Here is a 19,318-nt window from a genome sequence, read left to right on the forward strand (position 1 = left end):
CTTGACCCTTGGCAAATGGCTCAGGCCAGATTGTTCTTGTGCGCTTTGCCATTCTTCATAATCACATCGAAATTGTCCGCAGAGCCCATGACCGTAAGGTCGGCAATAGGGTCGCCGTCCACGAGCAGAATATCGGCGTAGGCTCCGGGTTGGATGACACCGACTGGACCAGCCTGGTATGGATTACGCGGGCCGGTCAAGTCCCAAAGCTGACCATTCAGACCAGTTGCCTGCCGCAAAATCTCGGCGTTGCTGAACCATGGCGTCCTGAGCTGCAATTCCTCCAACTGCGTTGCTTTCGTTTGCCTCGATCCGACGAAGTCTGTTCCGAGTGCAATTTTAGCTCCGGACTCTCGCGCTAATCGAAGCATGGCGTCGAGACCATCAAACGCCATCTTTTGGCGCTCTGCCTGGGCGGGTGTGAACCCTGCCGGAATTTCTGCTGCAAAAAAGCCAACCTGGGTTGAAAGCCAGACCCCTTTTTCCACGGCCAACTCCATCGACTCAGGCGTCATGAGGTTGCAATGTTCAATACATTGGTAACCTGCCTCAATGGCGGCCCGAACCGATGTGTCCATGTATGCGTGCGAGGTCGCGTAAGTGTTCCAACGTTTGGCCTCCTCTACTGCTGCTTCGAGTTCTGCCGGCGAATACTCGTTGATATCCAATGGGTCGTAGAGGCCAGTCACGGCGCCGCCTGAAAAGACTTTGATGAAGTGCGCACCCTGCCGGAACTGCTCGCGTGCAGCCGCCAGAACTTCAGGAACCCCGTCTGCGAAAAGTGTGATCCCAAGTCGCTCCGCTTCTGTGAACGGCGGCCCGCCGAAGGCTCTCGGACGCACGGATCGCGGCCGAAGGTCGCCATGACCGGCGGTCATTGAAATCGCAGCGTTCGAGGCCTGAATACGTGGGCCGGGGTGAAGCCCTTCATCTATGGCGCGCGCCACACCGAGAATGCCGCCACCGGTATCGCGGACACTGGTAAAACCACGCATCAGGGTGGCTTCACTTTCGCTCAATGCCAATGCAGCAATGTAATCTGGACGTGCTGTCAGGAAGCCAGCAGGGTCCTGGTTCCACTGAAGGTGCACATGCATGTCGAGGAGCCCCGGCATCAAGGTCCGTCCATCTCCATCGATGCGCGGCACCTCTGGCGCGGCATCAATAGCGGGCGAGACATCCTTGATCATTTCCCCTTCGACAAGAACGCTCGTGAGTTCGGTCAACTCATCGGACATCCCGTCATAAACACGCACGTTCGTGAAGAGCGTTGCATCTGGAGCTTGAGCTCGGGCTCGCGCCGGCACCAGCGCCAGCGCAGCGGTCGATGCAAGGCTGGACAAAAATACGCGTTTGGAGATCATAACTGAACCCTCAAGATGGCGAAGAAGTTATTGAAGGCTAACTCAGGCTCACCTGTAAAACCATCTGGTAAACCTAATGAAGAGGGTGACGTAAGGTATCGAGCTATTTGGGCGTTAAACTGAAGGTAATCCTACGTAGCAAGAACGCCCGCTTTGGGCTCGTAGCGGTCTTCCGGCAAGACTCAGTGTATGACTTCTCCGCGGACAGAAGCTGCAATCCCAATCATATCGGTAAAGCTTGCTTCCAGACAGAAACGGAAATTCGCATAAGCATCTGGAAAAAAACACGGAACTGACAGGGTCGCAATCCAATTCATTGTTTCAACGTTGATCCTGAAGACGCCGGATGTAGTCGCTGACGATCTCTTCCCAGAGCATCGGCCACCACAATACCCAATGACCTTTGTTGTAGCCAGGAACGGCCACGATATGAGTCTCACTATTGGCACCCATCGCTTCCATTGCGGTGAGGTTGGATAGGGAATGCTCGATGCTGTAGAACATGTCATCTTCCCCATAGATGGAAAGCACCGGCCCATCGAATGTTCCAATACGTCGAAAGAGCGTCGGATTGATTTGGGGATCACCGGAGCCCTCTGCCATCCATCCCCCAACGAAGTTGATCACACCAGCGGTGTTTCCCGGATCGTCGCCGGCCTGCATAAGGGCAACAATGCCCCCGCGCGAGAAACCAATCAGTAGAACCGATCCATCACTCACATCCGGTCGTTCCTGCAACGCATGCAGCGCTGCTTTTGCATCCATCAGCGCACGTTCCGCCCCTGCCAAAGATAGCCGGGCCTCCGTCGAATAGCCCTCGGTCCGATCTTCAGCGAATCCCTCGTCATACAATCCGTCGGACCCGCCCCGACCGCGGCGCTGTGGGAACGCGGCGATCCAACCGTGTGAGTTCAGAACGTCCGCAAGCCAGTCGTTGGAAAAGAACCTATCAAAGGCCTGCGGATCGGTTCCAGAGCCGGTTGAGCCGTGATGAACCAGAGCCAACGGGAAAGGCCCATCACCAGGAGGTCGATAGATAGCCACAGCAAGCTCGACTGTTGCGCCGTCCTCTCGGAGTTCCGTCGTAAGGAAGTCTCGCGTTCCAACCTCAAACCACTGGCGGTTCGCCGTCGCGAGGACCTCTGAGAGGGTTTGTCGCTCGAGTATTGCAACGCGATCCTCGGATGGATAGATGCCCCGCAGTCGCCCCGTACCCGAAATTGAATAACGCGCCGCGAAATCGTTGTCGGTGAACACCAAAGTGTTCCCATCTAAACGCGCTTTGCTCCGGAACCAGTTTCCGCGGCCATTCTGGCCACGTCCGACCGAGTAAACAACATTGAACAACCCATCCTCATCTCGGCTTTCGACGACGAGGATATGACTTCTCCAAGAGTCCCATCTCCCCGTCCAAATTCCAAGAAAAGGAGAATCTAGCGTTACATCAATTGCAATGTCGGCAGGAAGCGGGGCGTCCCCGATGAGAACGGAGTCTTGCGCAAAAGACTGAGTGGCCAAGACAACGAGTGTTGCGATGGCAAGAGAAAAGCGCATGACGAATGCCCCGATTCTGTACGTGATACGAGTCCATCCTTTTTTAGCACAGTACACGGTGCGTTTAGTGCAACTCATCTCTCTGGACTGCCAAGCCTGATACTCACCATCTTGTGAAGCATGGTTGGCATGGCCTTTGGTTCCCACTTGCACGCGTGCAAGTGGTCCTTTGCACACGCGAATTCTCAATGAAGCAAGTCCTGGCGTCGCAACGCGGCGGGAAACTGGCCTTTCGATTGTCGTGCAGCCATTTTTAAGAGGTGAGGTTACAAGTTTTGGACTGAGCTTCCGTGACCGAAAATTTGACTAGTCGTCCAGACCTGAAACAAGGGACTTTAGTCGGAGAATTGCCCCTTTGCTTATGCGAGCCCGATCAACTGTAAGAGAAAAGCCTTCATCCTCCTCGTGAATAATGCGGCTATCGCGGTCGGCATTTTCATAAATAGCGGTCGCAGCATACGTCCGAATGGGGTTCTGAAATCCCTTCACTCGAACAGGCTCTCGTTCCTCGACCGGAAGCCAGTCTTTTACCAAAGAATAGGTTTCGGCAGCGAGTAAGAGACCTCCTGGATCACACTCGGCCTCAAGTCTCGCAGCAAGGTTCACTTCGCGTCCGATAGCAGTGTAGTCCATCCGGTCTTCCGAGCCGAAGTTTCCAATAGTGCAGTAACCAGTGTTTATGCCCATGCGAGCGCGAAATGGTCGATCGATCAATCCTTTGCGCTGCCATTCCGTTTGCAAGTGGCCAAGCTTGCGTTGCATATCTATTGCCATTCGCACACATGCAGCGGCATCTTCTTCTACCCCGAGGCTTTCGGGTTCGCCAAAGTACAGCATCATGGCGTCACCGACAAACTTGTCGAAATATGCGCCGTGCTTCAGGGCGATTTCGGACATTGCTGAAAGATACTCATTCAACAAAGTAGTCAACTCCTCGGCTTCGAGATGATCTGTGATTTCGGAGAAGTCGACGATGTCTGAGAAGAAGATCGTGAGCTTACGGCGGCGGCTTTCGATAGCCGCGTGTTGGTAGCCGGCAATGATTGACTCGTAGAGTTGGGGTGGCATGTATTTGGCAAGCTGTTTGGACACGTGTGTCAAAGTGTCATTCGCCTCACGCATCTGGCTCAGCAAGTGCAAGTTGTCCAAGGCGATGTTCGCTTGTGCCGCAAATGTTGTGAGAATATCGAACTGCTCTTTTTGAAGTCTTCCGGTTGAATGCCTCAACACGGCGAGAGCTCCAACAGTTTGTCCTCCTTGTGAAATCGGCACCATGGTGACTGCCTGAAACCCTGAGGCGAGGAAGTTTCCAGCCCCTATACGAAACCTGTTTTTCGATGCGGCGACGTCCGGCAGATCAATCGCCTCGCCGTTCAAAATGACATGGCCATGGATTGTTTCTGGATGAAGTGGCGCCGGAAAGCGACGCCGCCAAGCCTCGACGCCACCCGGTTCGGGACCAGAAATTGCTCCCAAAATCAGTTTGTCGCCGTCCTGTAATCCAATGCTGACTGTCGACTTTGGGAACAGCGTTTGACCCGCTTCAACAATCGAGTTGAAGACAGGCTGAGGGTCTTTGATAGAGCTGTTGACGACCTCCAGGATTTTGGCGGTCGCCTTTTGCCGATCCAGCGCCTCCCGCAACCGGAGTTCCAAGGCCGCCAAGTCCTCAGCCTTCGGTTCGTTCAGACCAAGGACGCGTTCTGGCAGCGATTTTCCCCTACCCTTCGACATCCTGATCCTCCCGTTCGCGATTAGCCGTCGACCAAGTCATAGTGCTTGATGGATCGAGACTCGACGAGGTCTGCTTCTATTGGATCGATGTGCGGGCTTTGATAGTCTTCGCCCACAAACGACTTCCGTGCCTCCAGGCTCTCCCAAACCATAACGAAACTGAACTCTCGTGGCGCATCCTCTCTCGGCGCACCCGGAAAAAGGTGCACGATTCCAGGGGTGCTTTTCATCAACGGGATCGCAGTGTCGCGAAAAAAGCGGCCAAACTCCTCTTCTTTTCCCGGCCGCGTTGTCACCTGAAAAATGCGCATGATCATACATCCGTCCTCCAAAAGATGCGGTTTCTGAATGTATGTGTGCCTCACACGATCCAGCTTAGCATACTCGATGGCGAGTGTCAGATTATGGCTCCGAGCCGTCTCTCGGTGAGTTCAGTTCAGCAAACGCCTTGCAGACGAAGCTGCCTAATATTCAGCTTGTTGGTATGTCTGATAACGGCCCAAGGCGGACATTGGGGGAATTTTGGCTCGGTGCGGTCAACAGCTGTTTTTGGCGTAAGTGGCTGATACGGGGTAAAGCTCACACAGTCTTCTTCGTGTTGAATGGTCGCTACAGAGAACTGAAGAAGTGCGCCAAATCACTTGTCAACTGTTGTGTTGTGCCCGCAGTCTTCCTATGTGCACTTTATCGGAAATGGAGATTTTATGTCCCGGTAAGGAAGGGAGGCAGCGCGCCTCCCGGAGCATATTCAAGATCTGAAGCACCGCCGTCGCTTTGTTGCCGACGGAGTGTTTTGATGTGCGCACTCTTTCCTACCATCAGCGCCCAAATCTGACCTGGGCCAGAGACATGAAAGTGAACACCCTATGACAAGGGATTACTCCAACTTCCTTCCGCCTCGCGCAAGCGAAGCGGGATCGCACGCCAATCCCAGCCCTCTTCAGGCATTGGGATGGCAACCGTTTTTCGCCCAACAGATCAGCGTAGAGGACTTGTCGGCGACACCTCCCGTTCGCGTTGTCGAAGTGCATCGAAATGGGCTGCATGTCGTCGGTGACGGCATAGATACGGTACTTCCGCCGGGAGCCGACGCAACTGTCGGAGACTGGCTGATGCTGGACTCCACACGTCCGCGCTCCAGTCGAGTTCTTGAGCGCACAAGCCTCATAAAGCGGCGTGCGCCCGGAACCGACCGGCAGGAACAACTGATCGCGGCGAACATTGATACGGCCTTTATCGTCACGTCTTGCAATCAGGACTTCAAGGTGGCCCGGCTGGAACGCTATGCAGCTCTGGCTTTTGAGGCACGGATGACACCCGTCATCGTCGTCACAAAGACCGACCTCGTGACAGACCCGCAGAACTATGTCGACGCGGCTCGCGCAGTATCGGACATGATCGACGTGGTCGCCCTTGACGCCCGCGGAGATGCGCCACGGACAAAACTGCTTCCTTGGTGCAAGCCCGGCAAGACGGTGGCGTTTCTCGGCTCATCTGGTGTCGGGAAGTCGACGTTGGCCAATGCGCTGCTCGAGAGCCAGTCCATTGAAACCCAAACCATCCGTGAGGACGACGCAAAGGGGCGGCATACGACAACGCGGCGCGAGCTTCATGCTATGCCCAATGGCTGTCTGGTCTTGGACAGTCCGGGCATGCGGGAACTGCAACTCACCGATGCAGCGGAAGGTATCAATGATCTTTTCGCCGACATTCAGGAGTTGGCCGCGCAGTGTCGATTCAAGAACTGTCAGCACGATTCTGAGCCGGAATGCGCTGTTCTGAAGGCTATCGATGAGGGTGTTCTTGATAGCGATCGGCTTCGCAGATGGCGCAAGCTCATGGCCGAAGATGCGTTTAACTCGGCGAGTCTTGCGGAACGCAGGTCGCGCGACAAGGCGTTCGGGAAGATGGTCCGCGGAGTCAAAAAACTCAAAGATGTCAGGAAGTAAGGCAATGACACAGTCGAAAGCCGGCGAAATCGTATGGCATGACCTATTTACACCAGACAGGGCGCGTTCAATGGCATTCTACCAGCACGTCGCCGACTGGTCTTATGAAGTCGAGCGGGCATCGGATTTTGCATGGGGTGGCGGCGAGCAGGATTTCGTCCTCGCCCTCTCCGGTGACGAAGCGGGCGCGGGGTTAATCGAGACGCCGCCCGAGCAAGCGAAGGGCTGGGTCGCCTACATCGAGGTCCCCGACGTGGACCTGGCGGCCAAGCGCGTCGACACGCTCGGAGGCAAAATCGTTCGGGAGCCATTCGAGGTGCCGGGCGTCGGGCGCAACGCACTCGTTCGCGATCCGCTCGGCGCTTTGGTGGGGATTTCGCTGTCTCGGCACAGTTTCCCCGTGCCGAGACGGCAATTTGGTCCTGAAGTGTATATCGGAAACGGTGATGGCTTTCCGCAAGCGTTCTACATCGAACTCTTCGGATGGCAGGTGTCTCCCGATCGGGACCAGGATTGCGCCACTCTCCTCGGGCCTCGGGGCCGTCTTGTTGCAATCCAGCATGCCGCGACTTGGGCAACCGCCTCAAACGCATCTTGGGTCCCGAGCCTAAAAGTTGCTTCAGTCCCTGACGCCTTCCGTGCCGCTGAAACCAAAGGGGCGCATCCGGCCTCCTTGAACTTAAGCGAATCCGTTCAAGCTCAAATCCCCATCCTGTGTGATCCGGACGGAGTGCCGTTTGCGTTCGGCGGCAAGCAGGCAAACCCTTTCTAGCCACCTGCAGATTCTATTCAGGAACTGCAGAGCGGATATTTTCCGCTCTGCAAGGTCCGGAACTCAGCGCTTATGCGCGCTAGTGGACAGTGTATTGGTTGGAATCCAGCCGCAGACTTGTTTCTGAGGTCAGTTCTCCGATGCTTTGGTCCGGCATAGGGGGTGTGAACCGTAGCCGCTTGGTTTGAGACCAATGGCCGACACCCAGTCCCTAACAAGTCTCGCGTATTGCCGTTTCGAGATGTGGAAAGCTGTCTTTCAAGGGATATCCTGAATTCTGAAGTCGCAAACCGCATTACTGCCGTCGGCTGCGACTTCGACACAGATGAGTCACTTAGGCCTGAGAATGGGGTTTGTTTTGGGTCACTCGGCGGCCACCATCACGCTTTTTGCGACGCAGACCTCATTGACCGAGATTGCATTTCATTCAGCTTCGTCCGGGTCCGAAGTTGGGTCGATAACGAGTACCAGACGCTTTGCGATGGGGCCAACTCAAGTCGGTGTTTGAGTTCAAACTACCGTTGATTGCTTGCGCGAGCACCTCTCAAACAACTACTTCTGGAATAACCGATGCAAAACCAAACCGTTAGGGTTATGCCAATTGCTTCAGCCGTGGCATCAAGTCCAAGAGTTCCCGTGTATACGGATGCTCTGGTGCTTCGAACAACGAGTCCGTCTCCTGAACCTCAAGCAGCTTCCCATGTCGCATCACGCCCACCCGGTCACACATCTGACGTACGACCGGGAGATCATGGCTGATAAAGAGCATAGTCAGGCCCAGATGTTCTTGCAGGTCTTTGAGAATGTTCAGGATTTGCGCCTGAATGGATACGTCCAGGGCGCTGGTCGGCTCATCGCAGATCAGAAAACGGGGCTGAGTTGCGAGGGCGCGAGCAATACAAATGCGCTGACGCTGCCCACCAGAAAACTCGTGTGGATACTTACGCCACGCGTCCTTGGCCAGGCCAACCCAGTCAAGCAATTCGCGCACGCGCGGTTCAATAGCGGGCTTGGGCAGGATTTTGTGATGATGAATGGGCTCAGCCACGAGGTCCCCGACCCTCATGCGGGGGTTAAGGCTGGAGAACGGGTCTTGAAAGATCATCTGGATCTGGCGGCGGTAGGCTTGCAGGGCCTCTGCCTCCATCACTGTGACGTCTTCGCCATCAAAGATCACCCGCCCACCGTCCACGGGATAGAGTGTTCCAATCATCCGGGCGACTGTGGACTTGCCAGAGCCACTTTCGCCGACAAGGCCGAAAACCTCTCCGTCGCGAATGTCGAAACTCACTTGATCGACGGCAGTGAAGTACTTGCGTTGCGATGGCAGCAGCCCGCCTTTTTGCAGGAACGTCTTAGTTATGTTTTCGATTTCCAGCAGTTTGCCGGATTTCGACAGATCGGTCTTGTCCCAATGGGCCGCCAGATCTTCGATCTTGAAGGTTCTTTCCCGCTCGCCATAATTGACCACTGGGAAACGCTCGACTTTGGTATGCGGCCGCGGCACGGCGGCAATCAGAGATTTGGTATACTCATGTTTCGGTGCGCCGAGGATCTGATCAGTCGTACCGCTTTCAACCACATGACCGGAATACATCACGGTCACCGAGTCGGTGGTGTCGGCGATAACGCCCATATCGTGGGTGACGAGGATCACGCCCACCTGACGCTCTTTCGCCAGTTCCTTGATCAGATCCAGCACCTGCGCTTGGACAGACACATCCAAGGCCGTTGTGGGTTCGTCCGCGATCAGAACGCTGGGCTCGGTACAGAGTGCAAGCGCGATTACCACCCGCTGACGCATCCCGCCGGAAAACTGGTGTGGATACTGGTTGAAACGGTCCGCCGGGTCTGGGATGGACACTCGATCCAGCAGCGCAATGGCGCGCTTTTTGGCCTCGGAAGCCGAAAGGCCGAGGTGCAGCTGGATCGTCTCGACCAATTGCTCACCCACGGTGAACAACGGGTTCAGCGAGGTTAACGGGTCCTGAAAGATCATGCCGATCTCTTTGCCTCGGATTCGGCGTTTGTCCTCGGCGTCCAGTTCGTCAATCCGGCGACCGTTCAGCCAGACCTCACCTTCGGAGACGTGGGCCGGGGGATCCAGCAGGCCGATCACGGCATTGCCGGTCATGGACTTGCCAGCACCGCTTTCGCCGACGACGCCTCGGATTTCGCCAGGATGCAGGTCGTAGGTCACATGCTCGACCGGCTTAAAGATGCCGTGGCGAGTGGGGATTTCCACTGTCAGGTTGCGGATCGAAAGAACTGGATCGGTCATTTCAGCCTCGGGTTCAGAACGTCACGCAGCCAGTCGCCCAGCAGGTTTACACTCAGCGCCAATGCCAGCAGGGTGCATGCCGGGAAGAACAGAATCCACCACTCACCCGAGAACAGGAAGCCCTGCCCGATGCGGATCAGCGTCCCCAGCGAGGGCTGTGTCGGTGGCGCGCCAACGCCAAGGAAACTAAGCGTCGCCTCGGCAATGATAGCCAGCGCCAATGAGATAGTCGCGATCACCAGCACCGGTGACAGCACATTGGGCAGGATATGGCGCAGCATGATGGTCAGCGGGCTTTGCCCGATGATGCGAGCGGCGGCGACGTAATCCTTGTTCTTCTCAACCAGCGTTGCGCCCCGAACTACCCGAGCAAACTGCACCCAATCGGACAGTCCAATGGCCAGAATCAACACCCAAATCGCCATCTGGTCGCGATACTCCACCGGGGTAATGCCTTTGGCGATCCCAAAGATCAGCATGGCCAGAAGGATCGATGGGAAAGTCAGCTGCACATCCGCCGTGCGCATGATGATGGTTTCGGTCCACCCGCCGAAATACCCCGATAGCAGGCCCAGTATGATCCCAAGAACCATCGCGAACAGAACGGCCGCCACCCCAACGAATAGCGAGATCCGCATTCCGTAGAGGATGGTCGAGAACACATCGCGCCCCTGATCGTCTGTGCCCATTACGAAGGTTTCGCCTGTAAAGGCATTGGGTTCCATCGGCGGGGTGAAGCCATTCATAAGGTTCAGGCTGGCCGGGTCAAACGGGTTTGTCGGCGCAATCAGTGGTGCGAGGATCGTGGCTAGGATCAGGATCAATGCCACCGTCGCCGACACCATGGCGACAGGCGAGCGGCGGAAGGCGTAGAACTGGTCGCTATCCAGAATGCGTTTCACACGGCTCATGCGCTGACCCTCAGGCGCGGGTCGATAAAGGCGTAAAGGATATCGACCGCAAGGTTGATGGTGACAAAGATGACCGAGATCATCATCAAGTATGCTGCCATGACAGGGATATCCACGAATTGGATTGCATTGATGAACAGAAGGCCCAGGCCCGGCCACTGAAACACTGTCTCGGTGATGATGGCAAAGGCGATGATGGCGCCCAGTTGCAGGCCGATAATGGTAATGACCGGGACCATAGTATTCTTCAGCGCATGGCGGAAATTGATGGTCCGGTCACTCAGCCCACGGGCGCGGGCAAAGCGGATATAGTCTTGCCGGAGTACTTCCAGCATCTCGGAGCGCACCAGCCGCATGATGAGGGTCATCTGGTATAAACCCAATGTAATCGCGGGCAGGATCAGCGCCTTGAGGCCACTGCTTGTCAGCAAGCCGGTGCTCCACCAACCCAGGTCTACGACTTCTCCGCGTCCAAAGCTGGGCAGCCAGCCAAGTTCGACCGAGAAGATGTAAATCAACAGGATCCCGATCAGGAACGTCGGCAGGGACACCCCGATCAGAGAGGCTGACATGATGAAATTCGCTGCAAACCCGTCTCGCCGGATTGCGGTGAACACACCCAGCGCGATGCCCAAGACTATGGCAAACACGGCTGAGACCAGCGCCAGTTCCAACGTTGCCGGAGCGCGTTCGGCCAGGATTTCCGCGACCGGACGCCCTTGACGGAAGCTGACGCCGAAATTGCCCTGTACCGCTTCCTGCAGAAACTTCACATATTGCACCGGAAACGGCTGATCGAGCCCCAACTGCGCCCGCAGACGTTCCACATCTTCCATGGTCCGCTCTTGTCCCAGCATATTGTCGATCGGATCGCCGACAAAGCGGAACATGGAAAAGGCGACCAGGCCCACTACGAACAGAACCAGCGCCGACTGAGCCACACGCCTGATAATGTATGACAGCATTTAGTTGACCGTTACCCAGCGCAGAAGGAAGAAGTTGTCGGGCCGTTGTGTCAGCTCGATATTGCTGCGCGCGCCCCAGACCAACGGTTGAACGTATAGCGGTACATAGGCCACCTCGTCGTGCAGGATACCTGCCACCTCGTCCAGCATTGCCTGACGTGTGGGTTCGTCAATCTCGGACTGGATCAGCGGCAGCAATTCATCCACGCGAGCGTTCGAATAGCCGCCAAAATTCCACGAACCCAACTTCTTTTCCTCATTTGGGGTCGAAGCGAGGAAACGCACGGGATGCTCGGCATCGAACGTACCGGGTGACCAACCCAACAGATACATATCAAAATTGTCGGCCCGCAATTCAGGCCAGTAGTTCTGAACCGGCATCGCATCGAGCGTCACGTTCAGCCCGGCCTGAGACAGCATGGCGGTGATCGCCTGGCAAACGGCTTCGTCGTTCAAGTAGCGATTGTTGGGGCACTTAAAGCTGATCTCGGCCCCCTCAGCGCCAGCCTCAGCCAGCAAAGCTTTGGCACTCTCGGGATCGTAGCCATAGGGATCCGCATTCGCAGCCGAATAGCCACGCATCGCAGGACTGACCAACTGGCTCGCCACCTCAGCATTGCCACGCATGATGGTTTGCAGGATAGCGGGAACGTTTACTGCCTTTGCTACCGCCTCGCGGACGCGCACATCTCGGAACAGGTCCGAGCCACCCTGCCCGGCTTCACTCGCGCCTTCCTGCTGATCAAAGCCCAACATGATCACGCGCGCTTCGACGCCCTGAATGACCTTCACATCCGGATTGCCTTGCAACCGAGCCACATCCTGAATTGGGACCGGGTTGATGAAGTCCACATCTCCAGACAACAAAGCCGCCAGAGCGGTCGCCGGGTTTTGGATTGGCACCAGTTCAGCGCGGGTCAGGTTGTGTTCTGCTGTGTCCCACCAGCCGTCAAACGGTTCCAGAACAGTGCGCAGGCCCGGCTCTCGCGCGGTAACTCGGAAAGCACCGGTGCCATTGGCGTTCAGGGTCGCATAGTTGCCCGTTTCTTTGTCAGGCAGTGCTGCGTCGTTTGCCTCAGCCCAACCGCTATCCATGATCATCCAGTTGGCAATGCTGTCCGGGAAAATCGGGTTCGGCGCGGTGGTCATGACATCGACGGTGTAGTCGTCGACCTTCACCACCTCGCTGACGGGCGCGAACCAGCTGCGGGTGTCCGAATTTTCGTCAGACGCCCGCTGGTACGAGAAGATCACGTCATCCGCATTGAATTCAGAACCATCATGAAACGTTACGCCCTCGCGCAGTTTGAACCGCCATCCAGCTCCGTCCCCGATGGTCTCCCAACTCGTGGCCAGCGCCGGTTCAATGGTCATGTCCTTGCCCCGGCGCACAAGCCCTTCGTAGACATTGTTCAAGAAACCTAGAACCGGGGCAGAGTTGACAGCATGAGGATCCATTGTTTGCGGGTCCGTTGTAACGGCAAACGTGAACTCTTCGCCTGCGACGGGCAAGGCAAGCGCGCAGAATAGCACGGCAGTGGTCAGACGTTTCATGATAGCTCCCACTCTTTGGTGGCGGGCCTCGCATCCCGAGGCCCGGCCACGTTTCTTAGTTCAGGCCAAAATGCTTGACCATAGGCTGATCTTCGGGATCAACGTTGATGTCCAGGTTTTCAGCCATACCCCAGTTCAACACTTGATGGTGGATCGGAATATACAGCTGTTCATCCTGCACCACGCGCCAGATCTCGGCGATAGCCTGATCTCGCGCGACGAGATCCGTGTTCGAGGCCAGCGACTTGATCTTGGCATCCAACTCATCATTGTCATACCCGGTGCCGTTCCATGTTCCAATGTCGCTTTCACGGCCATGGACCAGGAAGTTGAAGATGTATTCCGAGTCATACGTCGGAACGCCCCAGCCCAGCATGTAGAAATCGGTCTTTCCGTCCGTGATCAGCGGGAAATGTTGTGCTTTCGGTTTGGCATCCAGATTCACAGTGATGCCAATCTGACCCAGCATCCCGACAGCGGCCTGACAGATCCCTTCGTCATTGATGTACCGGTCGTTGGGACAATCCAGCCGGATTGAGAAACCGTCCGGATAACCCGCTTCGGCCAAAAGCGCCTTTGCACCTTCAATGTCCGTGCCGCTTTCACTGTCCATCTCGGCAGTCCAGCCGTTCACGAACGGCGGGGCGATCATCCCGGCGGGTTGCGACTGACCGCGCATGACCACCTGTTGGATGGCATCTCGATTGATCGCTTTGGACATGGCCCGACGAACGCGGACGTCGGCAAGTGGGTTCTTGCCATCGACGTTATCCGCCTCGATGTCGTCCGCGCCCTGGTTCATGCCAAAGAAGATCACCCGGTTTTGCGGCGCTTGTTTGACGACCAAACCGTCGACGGCATTCACCCGGTCCAGGTCCTGCACCGGCATATCCTGAAGGAAGTTCACCTCGCCCGACAGCATCGCCGCAACGCGGGTCGCGTCATTCTGGATCGGGGTATAGATGATTTCGCTGATCGCCATCGGGAACTGATCACGCCCCCAATAATCTTCGTTCCGCTCCATCACCGTTTTGACGTCCGGTTCGCGGCTGACCAGTTTGTAGGGGCCGGTTCCATTCACATTGACGGTCGCAAAGGTGATCTCACCGCCTTCAAAATCCTGAACGTTGACCGCGTTATTCGCCTCGGTCCAGCCTTTGTCCATGATGAACAGGTCGGTGAGGTTCGCAGGCAGAATGGGGTTCGGACCGTCCGTCTCGATCTCGATCGTGTGGTCGTCGACAGCGCGTACCTCGACAATCGAATTGATCAGTTCTTTCATGTCCGAGTTAGGCTGCTTCGCACGGTTGATGCTGAACACCACGTCTTCTGCGGTGAAATCGGCGCCGTCATGGAATTTCACGCCCTGACGCAGGTTGAACACCCAGACATTCGGATCGCTCTCGCTGGGGGCCCAATCAGTCGCAAGCGCAGGCTCAAATGCACCGCTCGTATCGCGAATGATCAGAGGTTCATACATCTGGTGGCGCACGGTATGCGTTGGCCCTTCGTTCTGCGAATGCGGGTCAAGCGTCAGCGCATCCCCCGAGCGCGCCCAACGCAGAGTTTCGGCACTGGCCAAAGACGTCGTCGTCATCAACAGCGTCAGTACGAGTATTGGATTTTTCATTATTTTCTCCCATGTTGCAGTCGTTTAACCGCATTGAATTCACGATACTGTGTCGCAAATTTCTGTTAACGTTATGGTTGCGGATAGCATACCAACTGCGAATGCATGTCAATCGTTCAACTCGGTGCTGATTTGCTAAACGTAAGCGACCCGGGATTTTAGAAGGACAGCCACTCTCCCAAAAAACACCGCATCAAGTGTCTATTACTCAGACGAGAGGAACACAAACCGCAATAATCAAGCAGAGGTGGTTCTACTTTTTTGACCATTTTGCAGCCTAGATTAAGGTGTATCTTGGTTTCGTTTCAGGCTGCCGTTTTCTTGGATTCAGGTTTGGTCACATAAGCCTCGTTCGGGGTCAAGATGCCGTGGGTCGAGTGGGGCCGATCAGCGTTGCAATAGTCGATCCAGCGCCCGTTTCCCTCCCGTGCCTCTGAGCCGGTCTCAAACGCGTTCAGGAAAACGCATTCGTATTTCAGCGACCGCCACAGCCGTTCGATCATCCGGTTGTCGACCCGGCTCCGGCGCAGAGCTTCCCTGTTACCGTGAAAAAGTTTCCCGGTTCCACAGTTTAGGGAGTTTTGGGGCGTAACTTATTGATATCATAACATTACCACAAAGGCGCAATCAGGAATTTCCGCCAAAGATGCCGAAATTCACTGTAAACTCCCAGCAATCAGGGAAAACCCGCGCAAAGCAACCCCGCGAAAATACGGAACCGAGACTGGCGTCAGAACCGTGCCATAGTTGTACTTTTTGGAATCTTCCCTGATCGAGGCAGAGCGGCACAGCCCACGGCAATACACACAGAAACCCGTGCCGAAAAAATCAGTGGAGAAAGGCGGGAGTGAGTGGCGGTGCTGTCAGACGAATTCGAACCAGTCTCAGTTTACCGCGAAAACCGCGAACCTATCCGGAACAAAGTTGACGCCACTCGCTAAGAGCGGCGGTGCGTGTCTGCTTGAAGGAGTCTCGGCTGGCTAGCGATCTTTCCTGGTTGAAGTGGTTGTACACGGAGGAATGGACGGAGGCGAATTTCTGTAGACTTCGCATGCGCCTGAAACGCTGCATCGCGCGTTCACGTCGTCGAAACGGCAGGTGCGAATTCTCGACGCGGTTGTTTAGCCACCTGCCCGTCTGTTGTTTTTTGAGAGCACCCAAATCTCTAAGGGCAGCCTTGTAGGAAGCGAAGCGATCTGTGACGATCTCTTCGGCGCAGCCGTGCCGCTTCATCAATTTCTTGAGAAATTTCAGTGCTGCAGCCTTGTTTCGGTGCTTGGTGACAACTGCTTCCAGCACTTCACCTTCGTGATCTACTGCACGCCACAGATAATGTCGCTTGCCATTCACCTTTACGAAAACCTCGTCCACGTGCCACTTCCATTTCGAGAACGCGCGCAGCTGCTGCACACGCTTCCGTCGGATCTCAGCTGCAAACATTGGACCAAACCTGTTCCACCAATATCGGACGGTTTCGTGGCTCACGTCGATGCCTCGCTCGTGCAACAGATCTTCGACATTTCGAAGCGAGAGCGGGAAACGGATGTACAGCATCACCGCAAGGCGGATGACCTCGGGACTGGTTTTGAAGTACTTGAAAGAGGCAGGTTTGGTCATGGGCAAAAGCTACGCAACCGTCCTGCCTGCCTCAAGACAAGTTCTTCTGACAAGACCCCAAGTTCTTCTGACAAGACCCCACAGAGATCTCGCATCGCTAGCTTTGGATCACCGAATTACGTGAACCGAACACTTGGCATGATGCACGACTCTGTTCGCAGTGGAACCTAGAAATATGTCCTCGAATCCGGGCTTATGCGAAGCTAAGACGATGCAATCGGCGTCGCTCTGGTTTGCGAATTCGACAATTGCCCTACCCGCATGCCCGGAGATGAGCTGTACCTTCGCGTCTGAGATTTCAGAGGCAGTGTTATGCAGATTCTCCAATATCTCATGCCGCGTATGTGCAAGCACTTCACTTGGAATCTGAGAACCCACATATGCCGGAATAGGTTCTTGGACGTGCACAACGGTGAAAACAGCGTCGGCATCAGCCAATTGGCGCGCAGCCTTAAACGACGCTTGAGTGTCGTGTTCTTTGTCCAGAGCAACCGGGATCAGGATGTTTTTGTACATTTGACCTCCTATCTACTGCTCCGATGATTTCAGTTTGGTTTTTCGGCGGCACGAACCCTAAACAGGCTCAGACTTTGAAGATTTCCCCGCGCTGTTTGTAGCGGCTACGACATCATCAACTGTTTTCTCAACAGCTTCAGCTTCGGTTTCAGCGACATAAGATGCACAACGAGACACGGTTTCGAACCATTCCTGCGCGTCAGCAACCAACCGCTCAGCCGAATGGCGCTGCCACTCCGTCATACTCTGAAGGGCTTTCGATGGATCGGACGGGTTCGCAGAAGACACTTTGCGTGCAGCTTGTAGAGCCGTCCGAACCGCCTCATGACGCCGTTCGAACCAATGCTGCGCAAAGGCCTCTGTTTCTTCGAGCATTTTTTCTTGTGCGTCCCAAAATTGTTCGATCTGGGCACCGAAGGCTGGATTGCCAGACATGGGCGGCTGCATTTGCTTGAAAACATCCACAAGTGAGGTCGGGCTATTTGTGCTAGATTTCTTTGTCGGCATCGAAAGTTCCTCCTCATTTCCTTAATGAGCTATTGTGCCACCTGCGGCGCGCTTTCGCCTTAATACAGATCAATATCCCCCATTTTTTAGGATCTTCGGCTTAGGCTGCCACGGGACATTGGCATTCTCTCCGACATCGGTTCCAAGATGGCAGGGGTGGAGTTAAAGTAGTTTAGACAAGAACTTAACGCTTGGATCTCTATGCACATTGCCGGCTTTCTGATTACCCTAGGTGTCCTCTTCCTTGCCGGATTGGCGGCCGACCAACTTGGCCGGGTAACGCATCTTCCTCGTGTTACAACCTTGCTTTTCCTCGGTCTGATCGCCGGGAACGCCCGAATGGGTTTGATCCCACTCGACGTTGCAATGTGGTTCGACGAGATTTCCATTGTGGCTTTAACGATGGTCGCGTTTCTTCTTGGAGGTTCCTTAACCCGCGAGAACCTGGTTCGGCATGGCAGAGCCATTCTGACGATTTCGATTTCAATCGTGGTTGCAACCCTTGTTATCGTGTCTGCTGGATTGACCGCAATCGGCGTACCCTTCGGGTTGGCACTGGTGCTGGCGGCAATTGCTACGGCTACGGCTCCGGCCGCCATGACAGACGTGATCAAGCAATCTGGGGTGTCCAACAGCTTCACAGAGACATTAAAGGGCGTCGTCGCAATTGATGACGCTTGGGGTCTGATCGTTTTCAGCATCGCCTTGGTTCTGGCCGGTCATTCGGATGGTTGGGCCACCGTCACGACCACAGCGATGTGGGATTTCGGAGGGGCTATTTTGTTGGGTTCCGCGCTAGGCGTGCCATCCGCTTACCTCACAGGTCGCTTGAAGCCGGGAGAGCCAATGCAAGCCGAAGCGGTGGGAATCGTGTTTCTGACAGCAGGCTTTTCGTTGTGGCTAGAAGTTTCGTTCCTTGTCGCAAGCATGGTTGCTGGCGCAGTTATTGGGAATCTTGCCCGCCATCACGACCGTGCTTTTCATGAGATTGAGCACATTCAGTGGCCGTTCATGATTTTGTTCTTCCTACTGGCTGGCGCCACGCTGGATATTGAAGCCTTCGGCTTGATGGGCTGGGCTGGTGGTCTTTTCCTATTCTTGCGCGCCGTAGCCCGCCTCGTCGGGGGTTATTGTGGAGCGAGACTTGGCGGCCTGCCTAGCCGTCAGACCCGCTGGTACGGCCCAGCTTTGTTACCACAGGCCGGTGTCGCGGTAGGAATGGCCCTCGTCGCCGGAGAGCAATTTCCACATTGGGCCGCGTCGATCATGGCCTTTACTCTAGCCAGCGCTGTGGCCTTCGAGGTGTTGGGGCCGCCGTTGACTCTCATGTCAATCAGACGAACGGCTGACACAGATGAGCAGATTGGTAAGTAACTATTCAGACTGGATCGATTCAAGAAAGGCGAGCAAATTCGCCAACGGCAGGCCTACCATCATAGGTTGCCCATTAGGCAGAGCCACCGCGATTTGTTGGTCTGTCTCAAACACCGCGCCAAAGATTGGCATTTCGCCCCCATGGGCGAGCAATTGTGAACGACCGTCAATCTGTTCAGCTATAAGATCTATCGGAAACACACCGCCGTTCTCGCCCGCCAATTTGGTAAGGTCAGGTGTTCGAATAGCCAGCATTTCCGCCATTGGCCCGTCTCCGGTTGCTTCGAAACCGTGACATTGCCAGCAATACGTCCGGTACAAATCACTTCCCTCATCAACGCTGACCTCCTGCGCTAGTACGGGCCCCGTGACGAACAGTGCCAGTAAAATCCCTCGAAAAATCTGCATATGCTCCTCCAATTTGCTGCCCCGGAAGAAGATCTAATTATAAGGCATCCTTAAGAAAGCACTTTGACCTTGCTCATTTTGGACGCTCCTGTACGAGGATTGGCGTTTCAGTCGAATAGCGTTTGGTGTACGCGCCTAATTTATTCCTGCCGGCCTACAACTACGCCACCTCATCGTTGACC

Annotated in this window: 16 protein-coding genes and 2 pseudogenes; 3 read left to right on the forward strand and 15 right to left on the reverse strand. The window is 55.4% G+C overall.

What is annotated here, in order from left to right:
- Window positions 1-20: 20 nt before the first annotated feature.
- The 4 genes from ACR3EL_RS10685 to ACR3EL_RS10700 all read right to left on the reverse strand — a co-directional run bounded on the left by ACR3EL_RS10685 (window position 21) and on the right by ACR3EL_RS10700 (window position 4,969).
- Entirely contained in the window at window positions 21-1,364 is a 1,344-nt protein-coding gene (locus tag ACR3EL_RS10685) for a metal-dependent hydrolase family protein (RefSeq protein WP_170339344.1), read from the reverse strand.
- Between the two features lie 321 nt (window positions 1,365-1,685).
- On the reverse strand, window positions 1,686-2,918 hold the full coding sequence (locus ACR3EL_RS10690; protein ID WP_170339346.1) for an alpha/beta hydrolase family protein: 1,233 nt from the start codon (window positions 2,916-2,918) through the stop codon (window positions 1,686-1,688).
- A gap of 306 nt (window positions 2,919-3,224) precedes the next feature.
- Window positions 3,225-4,652 carry an adenylate/guanylate cyclase domain-containing protein gene (locus ACR3EL_RS10695; protein WP_480721544.1) on the reverse strand — a complete coding sequence of 476 codons (1,428 nt, stop codon included), beginning with the start codon at window positions 4,650-4,652 and terminating at the stop codon, window positions 3,225-3,227.
- Window positions 4,653-4,672: 20 nt separating this feature from the next.
- On the reverse strand, window positions 4,673-4,969 hold the full coding sequence (locus ACR3EL_RS10700; RefSeq protein ID WP_170339349.1) for a putative quinol monooxygenase: 297 nt from the start codon (window positions 4,967-4,969) through the stop codon (window positions 4,673-4,675).
- A 795-nt stretch (window positions 4,970-5,764) separates the two neighbouring features.
- Here ACR3EL_RS10700 and rsgA point away from each other — a divergent pair.
- Together rsgA and ACR3EL_RS10710 are read left to right on the forward strand one after the other, a co-directional pair.
- Window positions 5,765-6,601, forward strand: a complete 837-nt coding sequence (gene rsgA / locus ACR3EL_RS10705; protein ID WP_480721546.1) for a ribosome small subunit-dependent GTPase A — start codon at window positions 5,765-5,767, stop codon at window positions 6,599-6,601.
- Between the two features lie 4 nt (window positions 6,602-6,605).
- Entirely contained in the window at window positions 6,606-7,373 is a 768-nt protein-coding gene (locus ACR3EL_RS10710) for a VOC family protein (protein ID WP_480721548.1), read from the forward strand.
- Window positions 7,374-7,508: 135 nt separating this feature from the next.
- Here ACR3EL_RS10710 and ACR3EL_RS10715 read toward each other — a convergent pair.
- From ACR3EL_RS10715 to ACR3EL_RS10760, 10 genes and pseudogenes are all read right to left on the reverse strand, one after another.
- Window positions 7,509-7,619: pseudogene (locus ACR3EL_RS10715) on the reverse strand (integrase); the annotation flags it as partial.
- Between the two features lie 346 nt (window positions 7,620-7,965).
- Window positions 7,966-9,654: an ABC transporter ATP-binding protein gene (locus ACR3EL_RS10720; RefSeq protein WP_170339355.1), complete on the reverse strand. Its 1,689-nt coding sequence runs from the start codon at window positions 9,652-9,654 to the stop codon at window positions 7,966-7,968.
- Window positions 9,651-10,565, reverse strand: a complete 915-nt coding sequence (locus tag ACR3EL_RS10725; RefSeq protein WP_170339357.1) for an ABC transporter permease — start codon at window positions 10,563-10,565, stop codon at window positions 9,651-9,653. The genes ACR3EL_RS10720 and ACR3EL_RS10725 overlap by 4 nt, the downstream gene beginning before the upstream one ends.
- A complete protein-coding gene (locus ACR3EL_RS10730; protein WP_093964992.1) occupies window positions 10,562-11,530 on the reverse strand; it encodes an ABC transporter permease in 969 nt (322 codons plus the stop codon). The genes ACR3EL_RS10725 and ACR3EL_RS10730 overlap by 4 nt, the downstream gene beginning before the upstream one ends.
- On the reverse strand, window positions 11,531-13,084 hold the full coding sequence (locus tag ACR3EL_RS10735) for an ABC transporter substrate-binding protein (RefSeq protein WP_480721551.1): 1,554 nt from the start codon (window positions 13,082-13,084) through the stop codon (window positions 11,531-11,533).
- Window positions 13,085-13,139: 55 nt separating this feature from the next.
- On the reverse strand, window positions 13,140-14,714 hold the full coding sequence (locus ACR3EL_RS10740) for an ABC transporter substrate-binding protein (RefSeq protein WP_170339360.1): 1,575 nt from the start codon (window positions 14,712-14,714) through the stop codon (window positions 13,140-13,142).
- A gap of 305 nt (window positions 14,715-15,019) precedes the next feature.
- A pseudogene (locus ACR3EL_RS10745) lies at window positions 15,020-15,229 on the reverse strand (integrase core domain-containing protein); the annotation flags it as partial.
- A 394-nt stretch (window positions 15,230-15,623) separates the two neighbouring features.
- Window positions 15,624-16,331 (reverse strand): IS6 family transposase, encoded by a 708-nt coding sequence (locus ACR3EL_RS10750; protein ID WP_480721554.1) that lies wholly within the window; start codon window positions 16,329-16,331, stop codon window positions 15,624-15,626.
- Window positions 16,332-16,439: 108 nt separating this feature from the next.
- Window positions 16,440-16,847, reverse strand: a complete 408-nt coding sequence (locus ACR3EL_RS10755) for a universal stress protein (protein ID WP_093964967.1) — start codon at window positions 16,845-16,847, stop codon at window positions 16,440-16,442.
- A 57-nt stretch (window positions 16,848-16,904) separates the two neighbouring features.
- Entirely contained in the window at window positions 16,905-17,354 is a 450-nt protein-coding gene (locus tag ACR3EL_RS10760) for a phasin family protein (RefSeq protein WP_170343047.1), read from the reverse strand.
- A gap of 201 nt (window positions 17,355-17,555) precedes the next feature.
- Here ACR3EL_RS10760 and ACR3EL_RS10765 point away from each other — a divergent pair, with 201 nt between their 5' ends.
- Window positions 17,556-18,728 carry a cation:proton antiporter gene (locus ACR3EL_RS10765; RefSeq protein WP_480721557.1) on the forward strand — a complete coding sequence of 391 codons (1,173 nt, stop codon included), beginning with the start codon at window positions 17,556-17,558 and terminating at the stop codon, window positions 18,726-18,728.
- Here ACR3EL_RS10765 and ACR3EL_RS10770 read toward each other — a convergent pair whose 3' ends face one another.
- Complete coding sequence (locus ACR3EL_RS10770; protein WP_141138522.1) at window positions 18,729-19,136, reverse strand: c-type cytochrome; 408 nt, start codon at window positions 19,134-19,136, stop codon at window positions 18,729-18,731.
- Window positions 19,137-19,318: the final 182 nt, after the last annotated feature.

The organism is Ruegeria sp. BJ3 (genome assembly GCF_056535665.1).